General features: G+C 48.0%; 24 protein-coding genes and 1 pseudogene. 12 read left to right on the top strand and 13 right to left on the bottom strand.

Going from position 1 to position 22,869, the window contains the following annotated elements:
- Nucleotides 1-330 precede the first annotated feature (330 nt).
- On the bottom strand, nucleotides 331-1,248 hold the full coding sequence (locus IX84_RS12035; RefSeq protein ID WP_238578268.1) for an RHS repeat-associated core domain-containing protein: 918 nt from the start codon (nucleotides 1,246-1,248) through the stop codon (nucleotides 331-333).
- Nucleotides 1,249-1,441: 193 nt separating this feature from the next.
- On the opposite strand from IX84_RS12035, the gene IX84_RS12030 reads away from it, so the two are divergent.
- Both IX84_RS12030 and IX84_RS34090 read left to right on the top strand, forming a co-directional pair.
- Complete coding sequence (locus IX84_RS12030) at nucleotides 1,442-2,035, top strand: type IV toxin-antitoxin system AbiEi family antitoxin domain-containing protein (protein WP_044220649.1); 594 nt, start codon at nucleotides 1,442-1,444, stop codon at nucleotides 2,033-2,035.
- Nucleotides 2,032-2,904 (top strand): annotated as a pseudogene (locus tag IX84_RS34090) (nucleotidyl transferase AbiEii/AbiGii toxin family protein). Before IX84_RS12030 ends, IX84_RS34090 begins: the two are co-directional and overlap by 4 nt.
- 416 nt (nucleotides 2,905-3,320) lie before the next feature.
- Here the strand turns inward: IX84_RS34090 and IX84_RS12020 are convergent.
- From IX84_RS12020 to IX84_RS11980, 8 genes are all read right to left on the bottom strand, one after another.
- On the bottom strand, nucleotides 3,321-4,247 hold the full coding sequence (locus IX84_RS12020; protein WP_044220646.1) for an RHS repeat domain-containing protein: 927 nt from the start codon (nucleotides 4,245-4,247) through the stop codon (nucleotides 3,321-3,323).
- A gap of 507 nt (nucleotides 4,248-4,754) precedes the next feature.
- Nucleotides 4,755-5,720 (bottom strand): RHS repeat-associated core domain-containing protein, encoded by a 966-nt coding sequence (locus tag IX84_RS12010; RefSeq protein WP_044220640.1) that lies wholly within the window; start codon nucleotides 5,718-5,720, stop codon nucleotides 4,755-4,757.
- A 5-nt stretch (nucleotides 5,721-5,725) separates the two neighbouring features.
- Nucleotides 5,726-5,896, bottom strand: a complete 171-nt coding sequence (locus IX84_RS33335; protein ID WP_160213745.1) for a hypothetical protein — start codon at nucleotides 5,894-5,896, stop codon at nucleotides 5,726-5,728.
- A gap of 205 nt (nucleotides 5,897-6,101) precedes the next feature.
- The gene (locus tag IX84_RS30940) at nucleotides 6,102-7,157 is read right to left on the bottom strand and encodes a helix-turn-helix domain-containing protein (protein WP_052515967.1); all 1,056 of its coding nucleotides are present in this window, start codon (nucleotides 7,155-7,157) and stop codon (nucleotides 6,102-6,104) included.
- A gap of 434 nt (nucleotides 7,158-7,591) precedes the next feature.
- Entirely contained in the window at nucleotides 7,592-8,356 is a 765-nt protein-coding gene (locus tag IX84_RS11995; RefSeq protein WP_044220634.1) for a toxin-antitoxin system YwqK family antitoxin, read from the bottom strand.
- A complete protein-coding gene (locus tag IX84_RS11990; RefSeq protein WP_152605015.1) occupies nucleotides 8,340-10,328 on the bottom strand; it encodes an RHS repeat domain-containing protein in 1,989 nt (662 codons plus the stop codon). Before IX84_RS11990 ends, IX84_RS11995 begins: the two co-directional genes overlap by 17 nt.
- Nucleotides 10,329-10,376: 48 nt before the next feature.
- Entirely contained in the window at nucleotides 10,377-10,778 is a 402-nt protein-coding gene (locus IX84_RS11985) for a hypothetical protein (protein ID WP_152605014.1), read from the bottom strand.
- A gap of 264 nt (nucleotides 10,779-11,042) precedes the next feature.
- Nucleotides 11,043-11,267, bottom strand: coding sequence for a hypothetical protein (locus tag IX84_RS11980; protein ID WP_044220624.1), 225 nt, complete (start codon nucleotides 11,265-11,267; stop codon nucleotides 11,043-11,045).
- Nucleotides 11,268-11,359: 92 nt separating this feature from the next.
- On the opposite strand from IX84_RS11980, the gene IX84_RS11975 reads away from it, so the two are divergent.
- The 4 genes from IX84_RS11975 to IX84_RS11960 all read left to right on the top strand — a co-directional run bounded on the left by IX84_RS11975 (nucleotide 11,360) and on the right by IX84_RS11960 (nucleotide 14,442).
- On the top strand, nucleotides 11,360-12,346 hold the full coding sequence (locus IX84_RS11975; protein WP_044220621.1) for a hypothetical protein: 987 nt from the start codon (nucleotides 11,360-11,362) through the stop codon (nucleotides 12,344-12,346).
- Nucleotides 12,347-12,755: 409 nt separating this feature from the next.
- A complete protein-coding gene (locus IX84_RS11970) occupies nucleotides 12,756-12,965 on the top strand; it encodes a hypothetical protein (RefSeq protein WP_044220617.1) in 210 nt (69 codons plus the stop codon).
- A 13-nt stretch (nucleotides 12,966-12,978) separates the two neighbouring features.
- Entirely contained in the window at nucleotides 12,979-13,368 is a 390-nt protein-coding gene (locus tag IX84_RS11965; protein ID WP_160213743.1) for a PIN domain-containing protein, read from the top strand.
- 420 nt (nucleotides 13,369-13,788) lie between these two features.
- The gene (locus IX84_RS11960; RefSeq protein ID WP_044220613.1) at nucleotides 13,789-14,442 is read left to right on the top strand and encodes a hypothetical protein; all 654 of its coding nucleotides are present in this window, start codon (nucleotides 13,789-13,791) and stop codon (nucleotides 14,440-14,442) included.
- Nucleotides 14,443-14,526: 84 nt separating this feature from the next.
- On the opposite strand, the gene IX84_RS11955 is transcribed toward IX84_RS11960, so the two are convergent.
- Nucleotides 14,527-15,162: a DUF4294 domain-containing protein gene (locus tag IX84_RS11955; protein WP_044220610.1), complete on the bottom strand. Its 636-nt coding sequence runs from the start codon at nucleotides 15,160-15,162 to the stop codon at nucleotides 14,527-14,529.
- 185 nt (nucleotides 15,163-15,347) lie between these two features.
- The gene (locus IX84_RS11950; RefSeq protein ID WP_044220801.1) at nucleotides 15,348-16,637 is read right to left on the bottom strand and encodes an amidohydrolase family protein; all 1,290 of its coding nucleotides are present in this window, start codon (nucleotides 16,635-16,637) and stop codon (nucleotides 15,348-15,350) included.
- Nucleotides 16,638-16,787: 150 nt separating this feature from the next.
- Here IX84_RS11950 and IX84_RS11945 point away from each other — a divergent pair, with 150 nt between their 5' ends.
- From IX84_RS11945 to IX84_RS11925, 6 genes are all read left to right on the top strand, one after another.
- On the top strand, nucleotides 16,788-18,584 hold the full coding sequence (locus IX84_RS11945; protein ID WP_044220607.1) for a helix-turn-helix domain-containing protein: 1,797 nt from the start codon (nucleotides 16,788-16,790) through the stop codon (nucleotides 18,582-18,584).
- On the top strand, nucleotides 18,581-19,465 hold the full coding sequence (locus tag IX84_RS11940) for a LytTR family DNA-binding domain-containing protein (protein ID WP_044220605.1): 885 nt from the start codon (nucleotides 18,581-18,583) through the stop codon (nucleotides 19,463-19,465). Before IX84_RS11945 ends, IX84_RS11940 begins: the two co-directional genes overlap by 4 nt.
- A 92-nt stretch (nucleotides 19,466-19,557) precedes the next feature.
- Nucleotides 19,558-20,856, top strand: a complete 1,299-nt coding sequence (locus tag IX84_RS11935) for a hypothetical protein (protein WP_044220603.1) — start codon at nucleotides 19,558-19,560, stop codon at nucleotides 20,854-20,856.
- A gap of 46 nt (nucleotides 20,857-20,902) precedes the next feature.
- The gene (locus tag IX84_RS33330; protein ID WP_160213741.1) at nucleotides 20,903-21,043 is read left to right on the top strand and encodes a hypothetical protein; all 141 of its coding nucleotides are present in this window, start codon (nucleotides 20,903-20,905) and stop codon (nucleotides 21,041-21,043) included.
- A 44-nt stretch (nucleotides 21,044-21,087) separates the two neighbouring features.
- Complete coding sequence (locus tag IX84_RS11930) at nucleotides 21,088-21,453, top strand: serine hydrolase domain-containing protein (RefSeq protein WP_044220600.1); 366 nt, start codon at nucleotides 21,088-21,090, stop codon at nucleotides 21,451-21,453.
- Between the two features lie 45 nt (nucleotides 21,454-21,498).
- Nucleotides 21,499-21,762, top strand: a complete 264-nt coding sequence (locus tag IX84_RS11925; RefSeq protein WP_044220597.1) for a hypothetical protein — start codon at nucleotides 21,499-21,501, stop codon at nucleotides 21,760-21,762.
- Between the two features lie 5 nt (nucleotides 21,763-21,767).
- On the opposite strand, the gene IX84_RS11920 is transcribed toward IX84_RS11925, so the two are convergent.
- Nucleotides 21,768-22,082, bottom strand: coding sequence for a hypothetical protein (locus IX84_RS11920; protein ID WP_044220594.1), 315 nt, complete (start codon nucleotides 22,080-22,082; stop codon nucleotides 21,768-21,770).
- Nucleotides 22,083-22,088: 6 nt separating this feature from the next.
- Complete coding sequence (locus IX84_RS11915; RefSeq protein WP_052515966.1) at nucleotides 22,089-22,691, bottom strand: DUF4240 domain-containing protein; 603 nt, start codon at nucleotides 22,689-22,691, stop codon at nucleotides 22,089-22,091.
- Nucleotides 22,692-22,869 lie beyond the last annotated feature (178 nt).

Here is a 22,869-nt window from a genome sequence, read left to right as displayed (position 1 = left end):
ACCAATATGCAACCACTAAAAATTAAAAATAGGCTAAGAGTGATATTCTGGCTTATTAAAAAAGTTAATACAACCATACATAAAATCAAAATAACATCGTAAGTATTTTTAGCTGACCTCAATTCACTGCTATCAGAAAAAAGCCGGCTAATTATCCTATTCAAAGAATACAAGTATATTGAAGCTACACTAACAATGCTCGCCCATAGAACTCCTGTTCGGATATCATAAGCAACAGAAATAAAAAGTGCTAGAGCAAACATCCACGCAAGCCATTTCACATTAACATATTTTTCAATCATCTCTATTTGTTTACAAAAGATTATTTCTTTAATCTCTCTTTTCTACATAAGTTTTATAAGTTGGTCCGGTGTTAGGCAAAAGACTATTAATAAACCTTTGACCTGCACCCGAAGAAACTGCTCCTGCTGCTGCTGCATCAGTATTAGTTGATCTAATATGTGCAGCTCTGTTTCTTTGAATACTTTGTAAACGCTGTCGTTGTGCTGAAGTATTTGCGCTAGCTTTTTCAGGAGCTAAACCCGCTCTATTCCTATTTTGAACTTTATTAAGAGCATTTTTTGCAGCATCAACCTTTTTATTCAACTGCTGAGTGGTTTCTGCAGCTCCATCTTGAACAGCCTTTTTGACAGGAGTTCTTACCGCCTGACCTAAGCCCATAGCAATACCTGTTTCTCTTAAATCAACTTCTCCTTTATTAGCTGCTTGAGCAACAATATTTACACTCGCATCAACTGCCATCTCTGCTGCTTTCCTAGTCTTTGGATCAGCTAACTTAGACGCATTTTTTAAAAGACCTGCCCCAGTGGCACCTGCTGCCGCAGAAATGAGTATGGATTTCTTATCTACATCAGTCAAAGCGTCTCCTAACTTTTTTCCTTCAGCCAAGTTTACCCCCACCTGTATAGAATAATCAAGAGCAGCCCCCACTACAGCGCCAATGCACCACGGACAATTACCATCAGGATCTGTCAGTTTAACTGGATTATTCCAGGCGTAAGCATAAGGGGATTTATCTAGTTGCATTAAGTCATCAGCCATCATATCGACACTTGTCCACCTCCCAATAGCCGCATCATACCACCGAGCCCCATAATCATGCAGCCCAATCCCATAATCCTCATTCAGCTCCTTGCCATTATAGCGGTTTGTCCGGGGCGATGGTGCTGTAGGCCGCCTGCACGCAGTTACGGTGGACGGTACAGCTGCCCAGGTGCTCCATGCCAAATGTGTAATTACATCACCTCGTAGTAGTCTAAACAAAGGTAACCAATATAGGCTTTTGATAACCAAGCTTCTCTCTATACTAAAGCCTGGGCAGCAGATCAAAAGCGCGGTTGCTAATTGTCCAATATCATGTATGTAATCAAGATTTGTAAAATCTACTGCCTTTATTTAAATTAGCAGTATACTCTACAATATGGAAAAAGAAGAGGCTATTCTCGGAATATTCCGCCGGAATAACGGCTATGCAAGAACAGGTGAGATCCTTAAAGCAGGCTTCCACAACCACTACCTTGACCTACTGCTGGAAAAAGGAGCCATTATCAAGCTTAAACGGGGGCTGTACCGTCTTACTTCGGTCAGTGCAGACAGCGAGCAGGAAGAGGTTTGCCGGATCGTCCCAAAGGGTGTCGTATGCCTCTTTTCCGCTTGGGATTACTACGGGCTTTCGGATTTTGTACCTCCTGAGTACCACATTGCCATTGAGAAGTCCCAAAAGGTTGCGCTGCCAGATTACCCACCAATAAAGCTTTACTATTGGAGTGAAGCCTACTGGCAGCTGGGCATCACCTACGTCAAAATAGGGAATACGGAAGTTCCGATTTACGAAAAGGAAAAGTCAGTGTGTGATGCGATTCGGTTTAGGAATAAAATCGGAAAGGATATTGAGAAAGAAGTACTGAAAAACTTTCTAAAAGAAAGAGATCGAAACATTGATAAATTGCTCCGCTTCGCCCGCCTGCTAAGGGTTGAAAATACTATAAAGCGCTATCTGAATATGCTGCTATGAAGGAAAAGAAGAACATCGTGGCTTCGGTAAAAGGACGGCTGTTACACATCGCCCGTTCAGAAGGCAAAAGCCATCAATTGCTTTTACTTCGCTATTTTCAGGAACGGTTTCTGTACCGAATATCCCAGTCAAAATACAAGCATCACTTCTGCCTCAAAGGTGCTGCGTTCCTCTATGCACTGGAAGGAGAGCGTAGCCGGGTCACAAAGGATATTGACTTTCTGGGTCTTGAGCTTGATCCAAATCATCAGGCGCTTAGAGCGGCAATAACACACATTTGTGAGCAGCCATACAAAGAAGATGGCGTAACCTTTAATTTAGACTCCCTTTCCACAGAAGACATTATTAAGGATGGCAACTATCAGGGAGTCCGAATCGGTGTTACAGCACACCTTCACCGGACTAAGCAACGGTTACAAATAGACATTGGTTTTGGAGATAAAGTCGTACCTGCCCCAATTAAAATGACCTACCCTGTTATTCTTGATATGGAGCCTCCCGTTATTTATACCTACTCTATCGAATCCGCCATCGCATAAAAATTCGAAGCTATGATCGACCTGGGTGAAATGAACACTAGAATGAAAGATTTCTATGATGTCTATCACTTATTGAAAAACCATACAGTGGATGATGTAACTCTAGAGGAAGCAATCCGGCAAACATTCGGGCGACGGGGTACACCAGTAAGCTCAGACCACAGTCTTTTTAAGCCCGCATTCCATGAAGATAAAGACAGGAATACTATTTGGAAAGCTTGGCTCAACAAAGCAAAACTTGACACTGGGCTTCAGCTTTCGGAAGTAATAAAACTAATTAGCGAGCGGATCAAACCCACTTATGAAAGACTAATCAACCCGGGTAGTTAGCCCTTTACATCTTGGCAAGGCAACCTCTTACCCATTCCGCTCCTTGCCATTATAGCGGTAGTCGTTGTCCGGGGCTACGGTGCTGTAGGCCGCCTGCACGCGGTTAAGGTGGACGGTACGGCCTATGATGAATGAGGCGGTAAAACAAATAGAAGGAAAATAACAACTAATAAAAAAAATATAACATTGACTTTCCTCCGTGTTGTATGTTCCTCCTTCCCATTGAGTACTGGCAGCGGGCTTAGTGCTAATAGTCTAGAAGAAAAGGGGAGCTTAAAGTAGGCTTTAAAAAAATTTGACCATTCTCCTCCTCTTGAAAGATGCATGTATTTAATAGCATATAGGCTTTCCAGATATAAAGATTTGCTAACAGTAGAAAAAGTACAAGTTTATATGCAATAAAGCCGCTCATGATATCAATATTTTGGTCTTAATTCTGCTTGATTTGAAGACGATTCATCAGATGAACTATCTTGTAACGAGTTCATAGTTTCTGTTTCCCCAAACTCAAGTGAAATATTGAAAAAGCCTCCAAGCACTCCTAACCCTCCTGAAGCACCCAATTCGAAAACAAAAGAGGTTGATGTTTCAACTTCACCGCCTTCTTTCTCAACTACCTCTCTTTTAACTTTGAAAAGTACTAAGTTTATTTCGGCAGTAGTTTTCATACTCCCATTTTCCTCATTGCCAGTAACCTCAAAACTCCCACCAAAAAACTCTCCAAAACTAATTCCAAAAGCAGATTCAGGATCATTAAAAATCACATTTTCTTGCCCTTCAAAACGAATGCCTTCTTCTTCATTTCCTGTAAGTCCCCCTTCTAATTTCACTAAATTTGAGGCAGCTATTTTTGCTACAGTCCCTTCTCTAGCTCCAAGTGCTCTTAATTCAGCTCCATATGTGCCTTGAGTCAAACCACCTTTAGCATTCAATTTAAAATAGGGTTCCCCTTGCAACCCATGCAAATCAATATTCGTGACGGGATCATTACTTGCATAGTTATACACAGACAAATATGGAAACTCATCCGCAATCGGATCCACCCCCATAAACCGCCCTATAGCCGCATCATACCACCTGAAGCCATATTCATAGAGGTCCATCCCATAATCCTCATTCAGCTCCTTGCCATTATAGCGGTAGTGACCTTCAGGTGCCACAGTTGCAAACCACTCCCCGTTCATCTCCATACCGAATGGGTAATAATGTCGCTCCGCAATGATTTCGTTGGCCGGATCATAGATACTACCCACGGTAATACCTCCATCAGCATTTAGGCCGGAGAAGGTCAAGCGAACATTCCCTAAGTGATCCCGGTAATAATACTCCTGTCTGCCTGGCACATCACCCGTGACAAGATCTGCGGTTGCCTAGTCTTGTAATAAGTGTCCATCTGAATGACCATTAATGCTCTCTAGTCGCATAGGATGATCAGGCGTTTCCTCAAATTCAAAGGCACTGACGTACAGGGTGGTTCTACTGATGCATCCGTCATCGCTAACCGTCAAGCTTCTCCCGCAGCCAGTTCGGGATCAGCCTGCATCTAGCGGGGCTAGTGGGGCGTTAAGAAGGGACTATTGAGTTAGGTATATAGTTATAATGACGACCATAAAACAATAGAAGTGTTATACTGATAGTCAAAATAGTTGTCCAGAACCAACCTTTTTTAAAGAGACAAATTATCAAGAACAATAGATGCAAAGCAAAAGCCGGAACAAAATCCCAAACAGAATATTTTGCGTGGGGTCCTAGTCTGTAAAGGACAAAGGTGAAAATCGAAAAATACCTCAGCAGGATAAAAACTGCGACATTTGCGATAATGAAAGCAAGATACTTCATCATAATACTATTTACTGAACTGTAACCTTAATTCCATACTGGTTCTGCATCTTACTGACAAAGTCATTTATTGTAGCTTGAGAGGCTCCGTTACTATTGTAAGATGAAAGAAATGCGCCAACTTCATTCACAAAAGAAGAAACCCCATGGGCTTCCATTGTCCCGTTCCCTATACCAGATGAAAAAGCTCCCAGAACTCCTTCCATTGAGTTTCCTGATAATTTGTCGTCATTATGGTGAAAGGAATAGCTTGGAACTCCATCTGTAGCATCAACAGCCCACGACTGATGAGGTGCTAGATTCATAGAAAGATTTACAACGCCATTAGGATCAGCGAAAAGATCAGAATTTTCTTTGATCAACTCAATTAGTCTTTTTGTGTACCCTTCAGCAAATGCTGAACCTCGACTATGAGAATAAATCTGAATATTTTCGGTAATTAATCCTGTTTCTGGGTCTCTCTCCAGTTTAGAAATGATTTTCTCAAAATCATCAGAAGCTTGAGAATAACCTGCAGCAGTTCTTTGCCAAGCGATATTACCAGTAAAATAACTGCCTGCTGCTATCACAGAAAACCCGCCCTCATCTTGAGTCATGTGCCTATCGCCATCAACGAAATGCCTTTGCCCTCCAGGGTTAGGAATTCCGCTGTTAGCAATAGTTCTTAGAATTTCTTCACCCCAGTAATCTTTACTCCCTCTACAACTTGATTCACAGCCTGCAACTCGACCATTTATCAATATAGGTAAAGAGCCGTCAGGATCAATATAAACTAGTGGACTATTTAAAGAATAGCCGTAAGGAGTTCTGGATTCTTGGTAATCAGCCAACGGATCCACCCCATGCCACCTCCCCACCGCCGCATCATACCACCTGAAGCCATACTCATAGAGGTCCATCCCATAATCCCCATTCAGCTCCTTGCCATTATAGCGGTAGTCTTTGTCCGGGGCTACGGTGCTGTAGGCCGCCTGCACTACAGTTACGGCGGCATGGTACAGCTGCCCAGCTGCACCATGCCAAATAGCCTGTGCCGCTGTAAGCGGTAGGTAGTAGTGCAGCTTCCCGGTAAGAACCGGGACTTCCGCTTTGCTTCAGCCTGAGTGATCTCTATATCGTCCTGCGGCGTATTGGGGTCGTTATACTTAGTCAAGCACACCATATTTTCATCCGCTCTTGAACCGCAGCTGAGGGTAGTCGCGGGTTCACTTTGTTTAGCAGTCTTATTTTTTCACAGGCTGTTGTCGGACTGATCATCCCTTCAGCAAACAGTTGATCAAGCAACCACAGTATTCCATGTACCTCAACACCTGTTTTCTGCCCCACTTTCCGAAGCCTTTTATCGCAACAGCCTGCATCTAAACCAATTGATGTTCCTTCCTGAGATCGTTCAGAGACTTCCCTGCCATCTGTGCTGCTTTACTGTAGGTGACCAATTCCAGGGTCAGCGCTTTGGCGAGCAATTGCTCAAAGCGGGAAGACCGTTCTTGCCCAAGGTAGTGGCCGAATTGTGCCGGATTTTCTTTTTTTAGCTCCGGATTTTGGTTTCTCATTTTCCAAAACCTATTAGCAACGCCCCGGGTAAAGATGCCCAGCTCACTTCCACGGTAGATCATTGCAGCTAAAGAGAGGCCATAATATTCCTTTATTGGGATCAATTCAGATAGCGCTACCCTTTTACGGTTTAATCCTATTTCTTCCTGAAACACCTCTGCTGGCAACAGCATTGCGCCTGCAAACCGATTGCAGGCTTTTTCACAGAATTGGTGCCCGGCTTCTTTTGGAAACTGAAGCACTAAATGTCCAAGCTCATGCAGAACAGTAAACCGGACACGAAGAGTATCCCAATTGCGGTTGACCACTATAACTGGTATCCTGCCATTTACCATAGTACTTAAGCCATCAAACTGACGGTCGGCATCTACCATGACTACCTTAATGTTGTGCTCCTCAAGCATTTCCACAATATTGGGAATTGGGTTGTTGCCCAGCTTCCAAGCTTCCATTAACCGGCAGGCCGCCTCTTCAGCATTTTCAATCTGAGTAATCTGGATATCAGCAATCGGGTTAGTGAAACCGATTCCTATTCCAAGGATTTCCTCAAGCTCCAGGTAGGGCTCAAGATGGTCCAGCACTTTAGCTTTTACAGCTTCGAGTGCCTTGCCTTTTAGGCTTGCCCGTTTCCTGAAATCTACCTGTTCTAATTGAATGGACAGTGGGCGCATGAAGTACCCTACCGGCTTCCCCAAAAACTGCGCAATCCTGATAAGGGTATTACTCTCCGGGCTTTTGCGCCCATGCTCAAACTGGCTAACAGCCTGTTTGCTCACCCCTATGGCAGCAGCCAGGATTGCCTGAGTGGCGCCCGCCTGAAGACGTGCAGCTTTGAGCCGTTTAGGAAATGCTGAATGCATGCTGGAAGTTGCTTTGGTTGACAAAATACATGATTATAAACAAAAAGTAAACCATTTGGGTTCTTTTCTCCTCGCTTTCCTAATCAAATACTACTGCTATCTTGGCATCCAGCATGTTGTTGATAGACCAAAGTCGGAGCGGAATAGGGAAATTACCAGGCCGCTAAAAAAAAATGGAGGCCTATTTTGCATTCCTGGCGAGATGGATTCAATTTGGCTTTTGTGGTCTTGGCTGCTGCTGTAGCGACTGGCATAACGCAGGGCAGCTGGGGCGCAATATCCCAAAATACACTCCAGCCAGCCGCAGTGCAACTGCTACGGTCTTATTGCTGGGTGGATAGCTGGCGTGGCGGTGGAACTGACTTGCAGCGGCTACTTTTGGACGGTTGCTTGCAGGCTACTGTTAGCGGGGCACTTTAGCTATTGCATAGCTCTTATTGTTCCTTATTTACAGATGAAGGAGGGACTACTTCAATCACTCGTTCAAACGAATCATAAAACCATTTTTCCGGTTTATTTACAACATGCCCATAAAATACTCTTTTACCTAGTGTGTCCAATAAAACGGAACAAATTACTGGTTCTTTGCTATTCAAATGTACTTCGTTCGAAGGGTTAATAATCACACTATCTTTCAATGAAATTGATTTCATCTGGTAGGCGAAATATAGCTCTTTATCTCCTAAAAGGCTATCGGGGATGGGTAAGCTAACTTTAACTCTGAAAGTACTCCCAAGTTCATAAACTGTATCTGCTTCGTAAACTAATACTGGTCTATATGTTTCTAGTACCTCTTGGTGTCCATTTTGATCCTTATATGTCTTAGCATACACAGCGAATTCGTCGACAAAGTAGTTATATACATAAGGCTTACCATTTTCTCTGTAAGTATGGTAATCCCCCTGCAATATTCCTTCTTTGTAGGTAGATTCTTCTTTCAATGATCCACTTTCATAGAATTTCTTCAACTTGCCATTAATATTTCCTGATTCCATCAAAAACCGTGATTTAATCTGGCCACTTTGGTAATATGTCTCAACTTCATATAATTCAGCATTACCATCAATAAGGCACATCTTCATCATAGGATCATGACTTTCTTCGTAATACTCTACTACCCTGCAATCATCTTTCTCGCACCCTATTAAGACCAAGAGGAGGAATAAACTTAGCTTGAAAAATTTAATTTCTTTCTTCATTTATAGGTCTTGATTTTGTCTGCTTAGAATCTCCAAACATATAAACAGTGTCTATTTCTATAGCTTCTTGAGAATTCTCATCTGAATTTATTTTATCGTAAACTTTTCTTGCTTGATCTACGGCCGAAGAAAAATCATCAAACTGCTGAATCTCATCAGGAATACCACTCATCCCGCCTGAGCCTCCTCCCGAAGGGAACATATCGTCGACTATGATAATTTCTACTTCAGCCCCTTCCTCAGCAGACGCCGTGGGACTAGTCCCTTCACTGTTTAAATCGCCACCTGAGGAAAATTCTTCATACCCTCCTTTAGCCGATCCATGATCGTGGAAATCTTCCGTATTTGGAGAACCCTGCTCAAACAAGCTAGATATACCTGTTGCATCGCCAAACTCGATCATAATTGTTTTTGTTCCTTCCATAAGATTATGAGGCAGGTTTTTCAAATGCTGCAAAAAACTATTTGACTCCTTCATATCTGCCCTATACTTCTGCAACCCATGAAGGTCTATATGCGCCACCGGCTCATTCTCCGCATAATTATACGTATTCACCCAGGCAAACTCATCCGCAATCGGATCCACCCCCGTAAACCGCCCTATAGCCGCATCATACCACCTGAAGCCATACTCATAAAGGTCCATCCCATAATCCTCATTCAGCTCCTTGCCATTATAGCGGTAGTCGTTGTCCGGAGCAACAGTACCGTACCAGCTGCCCAGCTGCTCCATACCGAAGGGGTAGTAATGTAATTCCTGAGTGACCTCAATATCGTCCTGCGGCGTATTGGGGTCGTCCTGCGTTTCTATCACGCCATCTTGTACGACGTAGTCGGAGAATGCCAGGCGGGTGTTGCCCAGGTGGTCCTGATGCCAGTACTCCGCCCGCATGCCCTGGCTTAGGGCCGTGCCCTCTGCTACCAGACGCCCGGACTTGTCCATTATGGCCTCCACACTCCCATTCTTGAAGATGATGCCGCTGGCGTATTCCGTAATGCCGTCCTCGCCTATCTTGCGCCACTTCGTGCCATCTGCATCGTACAGGAAGCTTGCCTGGCCAATCGTCTTTGGCAAGTTAAGGTAATTGTAGGTGAATGACAAGTTCTTGTTGTTGTCCTGTATGAGGTTCCCATTGTCATCATACATATAGTCGTTCCCCGGGGCGCCGTCTTTGAAGCCGTAATTTTTAAAGCCGCTTGGGGCACCGTCTCGGACTGAAACCAGGTGCCCGCTCTGCGTATCATAAGTGTAGCCCAAGTCGTCTATCAGGCCTGGCTCGAAGCAGTTCTGCGGGGACGGGCGCTGTCCCATCCTTACCAGCTCCATGATATTGCCGATGCCGTCATAACCTATCTTTGGCACCTGATAGGTGTTGCTCATCACTACCTGCATATCCAGATACGGCGCACCTACTTGTGGTGTTATACTCTGTACTCTTGTAAAACCATAGTTTGCGCCCGTAAGCCGGTCTAGCGGGTCGTAGGACGGGTAGTAGATTTTCTCTGAGCGGTTCGTTATCTTCCAGGCCAGCTCGTCTATGTTCCCATTCTCCTGATGGCCGAAGCGCATCGCGAACAGCGGGCGCTTCTTGGTTATGACAATGTCCAATATCATATCAGGGGAAGTCAGCACTAGCTGGTCAAGAATATTATAGTCGCCCTCTAATAGCTCCATATTCCCATCTCCTGCTATATATGCGGTAGAGCCGTCGCAAAGCTGTACCAGGTATACCGTTATTGGGTACGCTGCCTGGCCGCTGCCTGTCAGGCTGCACATGTTATTGTGGATTTCCGAGAGCGACTTATTCTGGGCCGCCTGCTCTTCAGGCGTGCAGCCGGTCGGGGGCAGTTCACACTCCTCCCCTTCGGTTTCTGTGCCCACGCCTGTTATGTCGCCACGCCCTGAGCCGCTCGCTTCCAAAAGGAAAGCCTCCATCGTCATCGACAGCTGCCCGGACTGTTTATGGGACACGGACAGCTGCTGTCCTGGGGGTATCACCGAGCAGCCGACCTAAATGCACTAATAACTATTAACTCGAAACTCTAGTTGCTCGCCCGGAGATAGTTGATATACTGATTGCAAAACTTTGGTAATCACATTTAAAACTTCACCATTTGTAAAGTATATCTTAGTGCTGAGTAAAAAGGTATCTATCCCTAAGTTTACTTTTTGAAAAAGCTCAATTAGCTCAGATTTTAAAAATCGATCAAAGTTTTCCGAATTGGAAAGTTTGGCTGCGTGAAAAAACAATGCAATAAACAATTCATCATCTTGCTCACAGTCTACTTTGGTTTCCCAAGCCTTTACATCAGTAGCTCTGAAAACCTGCAGTAAAACCTGCCCGTTTCTAAGTATATCTAGCTGAGCTTTTGACTCTGATGTCTGTCGGAGTATTTTTACTGAATCTTCGAATGAATTCATCTTGTTTACTTGTTTTTGAAGAAACATTACTGTTCCACCCATATTTAAAAGCTAAGGCTGCACCTCCTCCACCTACAGCCCATTTCATACTTCTCGACAAATGAGGGTATCCTGTGGCAGGAAGAGGATATGTTGATGTTCCATGGATCAAGCCATGACCGGGAACACTTCCCCTCCCATAATATAGCCGAGTCCATGGACCTGGTAAAGTTGTCCTCCTTTGTAGTATCTAACGTTAATAACTGATCTTTCGAACGCGAAACCTTACCCCACGAGAAAGAAATAGACGTAGTAAAAGAAAATCAGCCCCCATAATACGTACATGCTCAACCGGAACAACAAAAAGAAACGATACTTTCCAGCTTCTTCATCGCCGGGCTTTTGCTCAAGAGCAGCCTTCAACCGCTTTCTTTCTTTATTCAGCAGGGTGATTCGATACAGAATAATCAGCAAAAACAGCATCAACCCAATATCAAATAATCTACTCATTGCCTGGCTGCTTTTGTCTTTTACACTCCCCCCATAAGACCTAATGCCCAAAATATACTATTTTTCGGTACCCAAATACCAATCCAGGACTCATGCGACTAATCCTCTTTTTATTTCTTTGCTATTGCCTGCCGCTATCCGCACAGGTGCCCGGCCTTGTCACAGACCCTAGCGGCCACACTCAGTACCGTTGCCCGGCCGGATGGACCGCACAGGTACAGCAACAACAGCAACTGTTCCTCTGGACCGCCGAAGCCCGGCCCGGTGACCCTGAGAGCCCCGGCCTGCTCGTTGCGGCTATGCCGGCTACTTCCGTTGCGCCCACCCCTGCATTACTTCAGGATTTCTTACAGCAACTGGTGGGCACCGTTGAGGTGCTGCGGACGGAACAAGCTGGGGCAGACCAGCTACAGTGGTTTCGGGCCAGCATTGAAGGGCAACAGGCTAAAGTAGCCGGGTACTATACCTATGATCCGTCTTCGGGTTATGTCTTTTGCAGTTATTTCTCCGCCCTGCCGACTGACTTCGGGCGGCTCGGTGGTATGCAATTGCTCTGTGCGAGCCTTTCAAGGGACTGTGCGGCTTATGCCGAAAAAACCGGCGATTCGCTGGCACAAGACAGCCCGACCGCAGCCCTTACCGGCAATTGGATGCAGGTGGTCAGTTATCAGACCGGTGAGGTGTATGAGGAGCCGGTATCCGGGAAAATCAGCTACGGCTCCTACGGCTACGGCCACCTGCTCGAGCTCCGGCAGAATGGCAGCTACCAGCTGACTTATTCCTACGACAACTTCACACAAGGCTGTGAAAACAAAGCAGCATTCACCGAAGAGGGGCGCTTTGAGCAAGAGGGTGAATGGCTGGAACTGCAACCAACCGCCTATGAAGGAGCTTTCGTGGTCTGTGGGCAACGTACCGACGAACAAAAGCAGCGCCCACCAACACGCCGTTTTCAGCTACAGCTGTCTCCGGATGGTCAAAACTTGCGCTTGCACGGGCAGCCCTTTGAATATACCATCAGCCTGGAGTATGATGCCGCTAATCAGCCTTACTTTGAGGAAACGTTTCAAAAACAGTAGTGCAAAACCAGTTATACGCAATACGAATTGGTTTGCGACATCGGAGCAAGCCAATTCTCAGCGTAAATGCTGACATTGAGTAGGTTTGCTGTGGCAAACCACTTAATTGTCAGTATATCAACTGTCTTGATTGCAGCTACCTGAAAAATGACAGTTAGAACAACATATCTAAAGGAACTCTAAATATTTATCAGGTTGTTTAATCATAATTATGGGTTTCGTACTCAATGGATAATTTACCTAGTACAATCAATGTTTAAGGACAAATGAGGGTTTGAACAAGTAAACGGATGAGTCAGTTGGACGAAAGTAACAGAGGCACTATCTTCAGCACTACAGGCACCGTTATGCCTCGCATATGGACTGAGACTTTTTCAAAAAAATCACAGCACTCTAAATTAAAGCTATTATGATACGAACTATTGTTACCGCTCAGGGCAATGAATTGACGCTGACCTTGCCTGATGATTTCCTCGGGAAAGAGATTGAGGTCATTGCCTTTGTCATTGATGAAGCTATCCAGAAATCCGAGAAAGAGGTATCCTTCACCGTTTTGAATGTGACAAACGAACAAAAATTCAATTACCGTTTTAACCGAGATCAGGCCAATGAACGATAATCAAAAAGTTTTCTTGGATACCAATCTGTTGATCTATGCCCATACCAATTTAGACACGCCTAAACAGCATAAAATTCAAAGTATCATTTCAACCGAACAGACCATTATTAGTACTCAGGTGTTCAAGGAAGCAGCAAATGTACTGTTCAAAAAATTCAATTTTGCCTGGCAGGACATTCAACAGGTGTTACTTGAGATGGAACAAAACAATGAGGTGTACACCAACACTACCAATACGATACAGAGTTCTTGCCAGATAGCGAACCGCTACGGCTTTTCCTTCTACGACAGCCTGATTATAGCCTCTGCTTTAGAAGTGGGCTGCTCAGTTCTATACTCTGAAGATTTACAGCATGGGCAAGTCTTCGATAAAGAGCTGACGGTGAAAAATCCTTTCGTTTGACTGGAGGCCTGCATAGATCCAACCTGGCTTTCTAATTATTCAGCTGCACTGATCTACCTTTCTGCGAGCGATGGCTTCATCAAACTTACGTGTCCACAAATCATGAAGCCTAACCCTGGATATGCTCCAAAAAGGTTATTTATAGCCCACACCTCCCCCTCAAAAAAGTCCCAAATCTCACCAAACCAGGGTTTCGGCCCTATTCCTTAGCTTTTCAAACCAAATCCACACAATTACAAAACCGCCTGTCCGCTTGAAGTCCTGCGGGTTTTCATAGGCTGCGGCTGCCCGGGCCGCCCATCAATTTTGGTACAGCCTACTAAACGTCCTCAATCTCATTTCAGGACGACCGCCGCGCCCTGCCCCTGCATCTTTGTGGTGTAATCAATCATTCGACTTTTCACCATTAATTCTTTCAAAATGAAAAACACACTCCTTCTCCTCTTCACCTTTTGCACCCTTAGCAGTGTTTTTGCTCAGCGCGACCTACAGACCGGCAGTGCCGCCAAAGTAGCCCGTAAGTACAGGGTGAGCCTACCCGTCATCACGCTGCCTCAGCTGGCCACCAAATCCTGGGACGACCGGACCCATACACAGCACATAGAACTTCACATCAAACGCGATCTGGATGACAAGAACATCATCGGGCTCAAGCTGGCGACCTGGCGGTTATTCCAGCCTATGGGCATTGTGTGGTGGGACGGCCTGCTGGATAAGCTAGAGTCTGAAAGCGAATTCTACCCCGGCCATGTGCGGGAATCAGGTATAGGCATCACCTATCAGCGTATGCTGTGGAAAGGGCTGTTTGCAACCGTTGAAGTCCTCCCGCAGTTCAAAATCTACCTGGACGAGGACAACAACAAGGTTGGAGATGGCTTCAAGCTGTACAATTCCTATCACCTGGGCTACCATTTTGCCTTCGGCAAGGAAAAACGGTTTTTCATAGAACCGCAGGTCCACTGCCAGCACTGGATGTTTGACACCAATACGCCTGATGAATTTAAAGCCCTGGACGACAAATGGCGGAATTACTTCCTGTTTGAGCCCAATCTGTATTTCGGTATAAAGTTCTAAAAAAACAGCCCCGGTAAAGGTTTGCATTGCCTTTGCCGGGGCCATTGTATGTTTGCCCGCATAATACGCTGACCTCACTGCGTGCTACTCTCCCCCCACAGCTCCGCCCGGGCGGCTGGCCGGAATCTCGTAGCTGATGTTCATATCGCGGAGTACGGAGTCGAGGATGGGGTCTTTCCCTTCCACATACCCTTCCTTTATGTCATGGCCAAAAAGGCTGCCCATCGTATTCCAATAGGAAGCGGTAAGACCATTGCGGAGGTCCTTGATGAGTTCAAAAAGCGGCGTGTCGAGCTCACGTTCGATCATCTCTATCAGGATCATACCCTGTGTCTTGGTCAGCCCCTTGAGGGGGTCCGTAAATTCGCGCTTGAGGTCACGGTGCAGCTGACGGATATAGCGGCGTTGCTCCCTGTCTTTCATGTGCTCAGTCGCGTATTCCACTTCCCGGAACAGCTTGATGGCCTCTACAGCATAGGGGTACACCACAGCAGCATAACGGCGGTAGCGGCGGTACTTGAGGTAGTCCTCCCGGTTGTCAAACTCCCGCATGGAAGAGACGGAGACATCATCAAGCGTTGCCATAATCAGGGTGTCGCCACAGGCATCGATCATGTAAGGCAGGCGCTGCCCGTTGATGGTTACAGAGCCACTCGTTTCCTGAGCGGAAAGGCCGAGGAAAAACAGGGATGCGGCGAAGGTCAGGAGTATATTTTTCATATTGTTACAGTTCAGTGATTCAGGAGCGGTTAAGCAGGCTAAGCTGATGCCAGCCGCTCCAATACACACAACGTACAAACGGGGGCGATAAGTTGCTTAACCCCCATGTATTTCTGGAATTTAGACGTTAGTCTTACTTACAGGTAACGCCCTGCACCGGCCATCATTGCGGATTTAGGACAACATTAACGGCCGCCCTGTTCGTACTTGTCCCGGAATTTACGGTAGAGTACCTTTTGCTGATTGTCCAGATTGATCTTGCGCCCCTGAATAAAGGCGTGCAGCACTTCGCTCGTGCGTACATCAAGGGCATCGCCCCGGCTGATGAACAGATTAGCGTCCTTGCCGGCTTCCAGGGTGCCGGTACGGTCGTCGATGCCCAGAATCTTTGCCAGATTGCCCGTTAGTCCGGCCACAGCCTGCTCGTAGTCCAGCCCATAACCCACCGACTGCCCGGCCTGAAAAGCCAGGTTGCGCTGCTGCCAGTACCCTTCGTGGCCAAACCCATACAGCACGCCGGCTTCCTGCAGTTGGGTGGGCGTTTTGAAGGGCTGATCAATGTCCGCGTCCACCCGGGCGGGCAGGCTTTGAGTGGAACTGAGGATGACCGGCACTTCAGCCTCCTTCAACGCATCGGCAACCATCCAGGCATCCCGCCCTTCCACAATGACCAGGTTCAATTCGAAATTTTGCGCAAAGCGTACGGCATGGAGGATTTCCTTAGCCTCCTGTGCACGGATGTAAACCTTACGCTCACCGCTCAGCACCGGGGCCATGGCTTCGAGCTTGAGGTTGGGCTGCTCGCGGTCTTTACGTTGATTGTAGGCCTGGGCTTCCTTAAAGAAGTCGCGCAGCGCTTCCACATCCTCGGTATAATCGTCGTTTTTGCTGTAGCGCCTATCCTTCCAGCTGTAGCTGAAAAGGGATGGCCAGTTGATGTACAGTCCATCGTCAGCAGCGTAAGCCGCATCCTCCCAGTTCCAGGCATCGAGCTGCACAATACTGGAAATACCCGAAACGCGCCCACCGGATGGTGCAATCTGTGCCAGCAGTACCCCTTGGGAACGCACTGTGGGCGTCACCGGAGAATCGGTATTGTAAGCAATCAGGCTGCGGACACTGGGGTTCATCGTACCGGTCTCGTCGTAATCGCGGGTCGCCCGTACGGCGCTGATATCCACCAGCCCCAAATTGGTGGCCGTGGCGATAAAGCCGGGGTAAATATGCTGTCCGTTGGCTTCAATTTGCTGATGCCCGGCCCAGTTTTGACCAGCGGCTTCAGCAGCCGTGCCCACAAAGGTAATTTTACCGTTGGCGAAAGCAATGACCGCATTTTCAATAGCTTCCCCGTTGCCCACATGAGCCGTGGCACCGGTGACGTAAACGGGCTGCGCCTGAGCCGGAGCGGGAGCAGGCACCTGCGCCTTCAGGGCAAAGGCAAGGCAGGCAAAGACAAGTGTAAAGAAAAGTCGCATAGCAGTAGTAATGATTGGTTCTTGACCGGTAATATACATCAGATTACGGGATAAGAATATCGGATGAGCCAAAAGGTTGGCCGTAAAGCCTGGTAATCTTGGCCCCATTCAACCAGAATCCTGTACTTTTGCCCCGAACCCATTTGAAAAATGACTGCCCAACCCATTTCTGCTTCTATCGCTGTCCTGCCTTTTGTCAACCGGAGTGCAGACCCCGAAAACGAGTACTTCAGCGATGGCATTACCGAAGAGATCATTAATGCCCTGACTAAAATCAAGGGGCTGAAAGTGACTGCCCGGACCTCCGCTTTTGCTTACAAGAATAAACCTGCAGATATCCGGGAAATCGGGCGGCAACTGGGCGTAGCCAACCTCTTGGAGGGCAGCGTCCGCAAGTCCGGCAATAAAGTGCGCATCACCTCTCAACTGGTTAATGCCGAAGATGGAGCCCATCTCTGGGCCCACCGCTTCGACCGGCAACTGGCGGATATCTTTGAACTGCAGGACGAGATTAGCCTGCTCATTGCCGACCAAATCCGCGAGCATTACGGCCACTTCGAAGTGCAGGACCACCTGGTGCAGGCGCCCACGCAAAACATCAAAGCCTACGATCTTTACCTCAAAGCCCGCTATAACCACCTGAAATGGGATAATGAGGGCATCACCAACGCCATTCAATACTATCAGGATTGCATCGCGATTGATCCCAAGTTTGCGCTCCCTTACTTTGGCATCAGCTACTGCTTTGCCATGCGGGCCTCTTTCGGCGGCATGCCCGGGCTACTGGATACCGCCGAGCACTACCTGCAACGCGGGTTTGAGCTGGACCAGCATTCTGATCTCGGCTATTTCAGTCAGGGCACTCTGCTGTTCTGGGGCCGGTGGGACTTCAAAGGCGGAGCGGCAGCCTACCTCAAAGCACTCGCCATCAACCCTTCCAATACCGAAGCGGAGGAGGGGCTGGCCGAGCTTTACACCGCCATCGGCTATTTTGACCTGGCAGAGGAGCACGCGCAGCATATTCTGACCCTCAACCCACTATCGCCCAACCACCACTTCACGCTGGCTAATATCCGCTACCTGACGGGCGATTACGAGGCGGCACTGGCTGCTGCCGAAGCGGCACTGCAGATCGCCCCCAATTTCACCCATGCTATTGGGCTCAAACAGCTCTGCCTCATCCTCCTAAACCGCCCCAAAACACTGGAAGCCTTTTTGCAAAGCAATCGTTTGGTGGAGTGCCCGGAGGAATGCCGCACACTCTATCAGCTCCTGCATGACCAGATTACAAAAAGCGATGCCGCCCGGCTGATCCAAACGCCCAAGTCAGAAAGGGATATCTATCTGTTCACCTGGGATTTGTTCCTGCAAACCCATTTTGGTGCCACCGCATCTGCCCTGGACCATCTGAAAGCCATGACGAGCCGCTGTATCGGACAATATGTCAATTTCGCACACCTCCCTTTGCTGAAGCCCCTGCACAGCGCACCTGTTTTTCAGCAATTGCTACAGCAAGTCTTTGCGCCCAACCGCCTCCCTCCTGCCACAGAAGGAGACAAAACAGAACCAGCAGGCAGCAGGAACCTCATAGACGAAGCAGAAATACCGGCTTTGCTCGCCCAGCTTCAACAACTGATGGAAACCGAAGGGGCCTACCAAAATGCCGACCTTTCGCTCCGCCAGCTGGCCGAACGCCTCAACCTCACGGCCAATAAGCTGTCGTGGCTGCTCAATGAGCATGTCGGGCAAAACTTCAATGCCTACATCAACGCCTTTCGCCTGAAGCAATTCCAACGGCTGGCCCTTGACCCCGCCAACAGCCACCTGACACTCCTTGGGCTGGCTTACGAAAGTGGCTTCAACTCTAAAACCGTCTTCAACGCTTACTTCAAAAAATCGACGGGGATGACGCCCCGCGCCTGGGTCAAAAAACAGCAGCAGGCATGAGCAACGGATGGGCACAACTCAAACAATACCTCAGTCGCCCGCATTACTGGGAGGACCGCCCATGGGCAATATTCCGGCAGGCTTTAGGCTTCGGGGCCATCACTTTTGCAGTGCTTTGGTTTTTCGAGCCCTTTGGGTTTTACCAGCTTTCCTCTGCTGCACTATTGCTCGTTAGCTTGGAAATCTCAGCAGCTGTCATCTTCTTCATATGCCTGAACTGGTGGCTACTGTACCGCCTGTTCCCCAACTTTGAGCCGGCAGATCAGTGGATGGTAAAGCATGAGCTGATTCTGACGCTCTTTACCACATTACTGATAGCCGTTGCAGTAGGGGGCATCCTTCATGCTCATAATATCATAGCACTGCTTAGCCTGAAGCAAGCCTTTAAGGTGCTTTTGAATACAGCCCTTATTGCGCTGGTTCCCATCCTGATCTTCATCGCCCGAGACCAGAACAGATTGCTGAAACGCCATCTTAAACAAGCCGAACAGTACACCCGGCAATTGGACCAACCGGAAGCAGCACCAATTGAGCACTTAGTTTCCCTTACGGATGAAAATGGCAAGCCCGTCCTCCAACTCCCTGCTGAGCGCATCCTCTTTTTGCAGGCGGCCGGCAACTACGCTGAAGTGCACTTTCTGGACGAAACCCGGCAGCCCCGGCGGGAGCTCCTCCGCAATCGCCTTAAGGTGCTGCAGGAAACCCTGCCCGAAGGCCATTTCATCCAATGCCACCGCAGCTATCTGGCTAACCAGCAGCTCATCCGTCAGGTGAAGGGCAATGCCCGGAATTATGAGCTGGTCCTGGAAGGAACCGAGCAGACGGTCCCGGTAGCCCGCAGCAAGGCCGCACCTGTTATGGCAATCATCGGAAAAACATAGGCTTCCCGTTCATCCCGGCATTCTCCCGTTCGTCCCTTTGAGTTGCAAAAACCCGGATTATACTAGTCTTTTGCGCCAAAATCACGAACGCGATGAAAACGACCTTACTTTTTGCCCTGGCATGGCTTTGCAGCCTCTCCATGAAGGCGCAGGTGTACCTGAAAGAACAAACCCAGCACCGGTTTGCACAAACCCATGTGGGGTTGCACTACCGTTATCAGCCGGAGGGCGGGAAGCTCTTCTTGCAGGGGCCGGATGGTCTGGAGTCCGGTACCTTTCCTGCTTTTGGCACCCCACAAATCAGTATTGGCGGGCTGCACTTCTGGGGGCACCTCAACTTTGTGATGCACTTCGACCTGCCGGTAAGCAGAACGCAAGAAATCGCCCCCAACACTAAAATCCAAAGGCAGCAATTTGCAGACCTGGGCGCCCATTTTTACCCCTGGCGCATGGAGTTTGGCAAGCTCCGCCCCTTCATCGAGGGTACCTACGTCGGGCACAACCTTACTTATGAGCAGAATGGGCAGGACAGGACCGATGGCTGGCTTACTTTTTACCCGGAAGCCGGCCTATCCTTCGGCAGCCGAAACTGGCAGGCGACACTGAAAGCCACCTACATCCTGTCTTCTGAAAAGGAATTCTACATTGATTCCCGGACGCCGGTCAGCCTGGAACTACCGCCCTGGCAACTCAGTCTAGGCCTTTCCCACTATTTCGACACCACCCTGCGGGAGGAACCCGGGTTGAAAGATGGCAGCACTTACGCCCTCGAGGAAACGCTGCAATCCGCCGGCAAGCTCAACAGCCTCTCAGTGGGCATTGGTGGAAGTGCTGGTATTTTTCTCCGCCGGCCTGCATTTGAAGACTTCGTGCGGCAGTCGCTGCCCGAACACAAAACCGCGCTCAACCTTGACCTTGGGCTGGGCTATCTGTTCCACCGCTACGGCGTACATATGGGGGTAGCCTACCGCGACTACGACAGCCGGGTAGGCAGCTTCGGCTATCAGCAAATCCTGCGACGGCGATCAGTAGCTTTGGAAGGCTACAAGTTTTTGCTGGATTACAATGGGTTTGTGCCCTTCCTGGGCTTGTCGCTTTCCTATGACCGCTGGGCAATGGGCGACTTTGAAGGCAATATACAAGTAGGTGAAGTGGTCCGAACGGAAGGCATACAGCCGGGGCTGATTTTTGGGTGGGATATCCTGCCTTCCCCCTTGGAGACCTGGGTATTGCGCACGAATCTGCGCTACTATCCTAAGCTGGAAATCAATAGTGTCGCTGGCGGAAAAGCCCGGGTGGACCAACTGGAATTCAACTTCATACAGATGGTATTTTATCCGCAGCGGATGTACCACGTAGGCAAAACGAAGCGGCATGCCCGAAATTTATAGGGGCAAATGTTCTTCAACGCATCAATTAAAAGAATAAACCATCAACATGAAATTCACCCCACTGATTCTTTTTTGCCTTTGCACCGTTTCGCTCACGGCCCAAACCAATAAAGCAGAGCGGCTCACCCAATTCATCGAGCAAACCCTGGCCGCCACGGACCACCTGATCGGGTTGAGCCAGGCATAAGCTGGCGTGATTTGTTGCAGGAAAAGATATTTGACCCTTTGGATATGAATCATACGACCGCCTATGCATCAAAAGTCAGCACACCGAATGAGGCCTTACCCTACGATGGCTTGCACCAGGACAAATTGCTGCCTGTTTACCTGAGAAAAGTCGATGCCACCATGCACGCTGCCGGTGGGCTGATGACGACGGGAGAAGACGCCGCCCGGTTTTTGTCGTACTATCTTGCACCGGAGCAAGGCCCCTTCCCCACTGCTGCCGTTCGGCAATCCTATGAAAAGCAAGTCAGCACTGCCCACGAATTTGTGGAAATGGCGCCGGGCTCCGGCATGGTCATCTGTTTTGGTGTGGAGGACGGCAAAGTGGTCGACTTTTCGTTTGGGCGGGATGTGTTTGAGCGGGTGGAGTAAGACAACAATGAACATCCCCCCAGACCCATGCTTTGAAAAGGTGGTATGAAATTTAAAAGCCTTTTTACCTTCAAATACGCCCGCGTGGTCTATGGCAGTATCATCCTGGTCATAGGCGCAGTGGCTATGCTGTTCCCAGTCATCCCCCTGGGCTACGTAGGCGTATTTGTCGGCTCTTATCTTTTACATCACAAAGTCCCGTTTCTGGGGCGGGTGATGAACTGGCTGCGGAAGAAGGATGAGAAAGGGCGATTGCAGCGGTTTGAGGATAAGGTGGAACGTTTTTTTCAGAAAGAAAACAATCCCTGAATCAATTATTCTTCAAATGCATCATTGCCCGGTGGCACATGTCCGAACCGGGCTTTATGCTGATCAATATACTCACTTTCTAACTTTTTAGCTTTTACGCGGCCAGCAATTCCCCGGACAATAACCTTATGGAAGAAACGCAACCACCTAACTGCTCTGTTCAACTCTTTGACTTGGCGTAAAGCTCTGGGAGAACTCCCATCTTCCAACAGTGAGTCCCCACAAATTCCATATTTGTATACATCATTGAACTCACGATCTCTGATTTCGTAAAGATGGTGTTCAGCAAGGTTTGAATTTTCATTGCCATGCCTGGCCATAGCGCACTATCGTTTAATCCGTCTTGGCGGTAATTTCACCCCGGGCCAACCTTGCGCGTTGCTAAAGGTCTCAGAACTAAGCGTCGGAAAACAATCCAGTGGTTCCCCTGTCTTTCGGCTCCATGCCCGGTCTGCCAGGTACAAGAGAGGCTCGAAGGTAAACTCTTTAGGTATACGGGACGGATCCCTGATTACAGATTCATAAAAGCGCTTTCCATTGGCAACAACCGCACACCGGGAATAGAGGAAATCATCAACCGAAAAATAACGCCCGTGCTCCTCATCGGGTGGCCAGGCGTTACTACCCAGTTCTTCTGCGAAGCGTTTGGCATCCAGATCAAATAATTTTGTAGAAAGTATTTCCTGAAACTGGCATATAGCTTCTTTAGTGTACTCTCCTAACTTAAGAATGGCAGGCTCCAGTACTTTGCCGCTTTCTTCCTGCGACCAATCCAGCATATCAATAACAGACCAAAACTTCTCTTCGTCCATACCCTCATTGCCCTGTCCTTCCGCCGTTTCAATCCGAACTTTTGCATCCGGATACCGAGCTTGCAAGCGGGCTAGTTCCTCCGCAGTCATTTGTTTCAATGGGACTTCCCAGGTCATATTGTTTTACAGTTGCTTTCCACCCTAAGATAAGGCTTTTCCGGCAGATTTAGTTCCCTGCAAGATTACTTACTTTAGAATGAAGACTTCCGGATATCCTGCGCCTGTTTTTACTTTCGTCCCTGACACTACCGTATATCCAAACTACCTATTCAAATCCCACGCACAGGTATCTGCC

Source organism: Phaeodactylibacter xiamenensis, assembly GCF_000759025.1.
Taxonomy (GTDB): domain Bacteria; phylum Bacteroidota; class Bacteroidia; order Chitinophagales; family Saprospiraceae; genus Phaeodactylibacter; species Phaeodactylibacter xiamenensis.
The sequence above is the reverse complement of the archived record's forward strand: the minus strand, read 5'-3'. Positions and strand labels throughout refer to the sequence as shown.

Coding starts and splice junctions, on each gene's coding strand:
- IX84_RS11940 (WP_044220605.1), top strand. CDS start 18,581: ATGAGCAACGGATGGGCACAACTCAAACAATACCTCAGTCGCCCGCAT.
- IX84_RS11995 (WP_044220634.1), bottom strand. CDS start 8,356: ATGAAGAAAGAAATTAAATTTTTCAAGCTAAGTTTATTCCTCCTCTTG.
- IX84_RS11950 (WP_044220801.1), bottom strand. CDS start 16,637: ATGCGACTTTTCTTTACACTTGTCTTTGCCTGCCTTGCCTTTGCCCTG.
- IX84_RS11980 (WP_044220624.1), bottom strand. CDS start 11,267: ATGAGTAGATTATTTGATATTGGGTTGATGCTGTTTTTGCTGATTATT.
- IX84_RS30940 (WP_052515967.1), bottom strand. CDS start 7,157: ATGCATTCAGCATTTCCTAAACGGCTCAAAGCTGCACGTCTTCAGGCG.
- IX84_RS11925 (WP_044220597.1), top strand. CDS start 21,499: ATGAAATTTAAAAGCCTTTTTACCTTCAAATACGCCCGCGTGGTCTAT.
- IX84_RS11960 (WP_044220613.1), top strand. CDS start 13,789: ATGAAAAACACACTCCTTCTCCTCTTCACCTTTTGCACCCTTAGCAGT.
- IX84_RS11970 (WP_044220617.1), top strand. CDS start 12,756: ATGATACGAACTATTGTTACCGCTCAGGGCAATGAATTGACGCTGACC.
- IX84_RS11975 (WP_044220621.1), top strand. CDS start 11,360: ATGCGACTAATCCTCTTTTTATTTCTTTGCTATTGCCTGCCGCTATCC.
- IX84_RS11930 (WP_044220600.1), top strand. CDS start 21,088: ATGAATCATACGACCGCCTATGCATCAAAAGTCAGCACACCGAATGAG.
- IX84_RS11935 (WP_044220603.1), top strand. CDS start 19,558: ATGAAAACGACCTTACTTTTTGCCCTGGCATGGCTTTGCAGCCTCTCC.
- IX84_RS12030 (WP_044220649.1), top strand. CDS start 1,442: ATGGAAAAAGAAGAGGCTATTCTCGGAATATTCCGCCGGAATAACGGC.
- IX84_RS11915 (WP_052515966.1), bottom strand. CDS start 22,691: ATGACCTGGGAAGTCCCATTGAAACAAATGACTGCGGAGGAACTAGCC.
- IX84_RS11945 (WP_044220607.1), top strand. CDS start 16,788: ATGACTGCCCAACCCATTTCTGCTTCTATCGCTGTCCTGCCTTTTGTC.
- IX84_RS11955 (WP_044220610.1), bottom strand. CDS start 15,162: ATGAAAAATATACTCCTGACCTTCGCCGCATCCCTGTTTTTCCTCGGC.
- IX84_RS11920 (WP_044220594.1), bottom strand. CDS start 22,082: ATGGCCAGGCATGGCAATGAAAATTCAAACCTTGCTGAACACCATCTT.
- IX84_RS33330 (WP_160213741.1), top strand. CDS start 20,903: ATGAAATTCACCCCACTGATTCTTTTTTGCCTTTGCACCGTTTCGCTC.
- IX84_RS11985 (WP_152605014.1), bottom strand. CDS start 10,778: ATGAATTCATTCGAAGATTCAGTAAAAATACTCCGACAGACATCAGAG.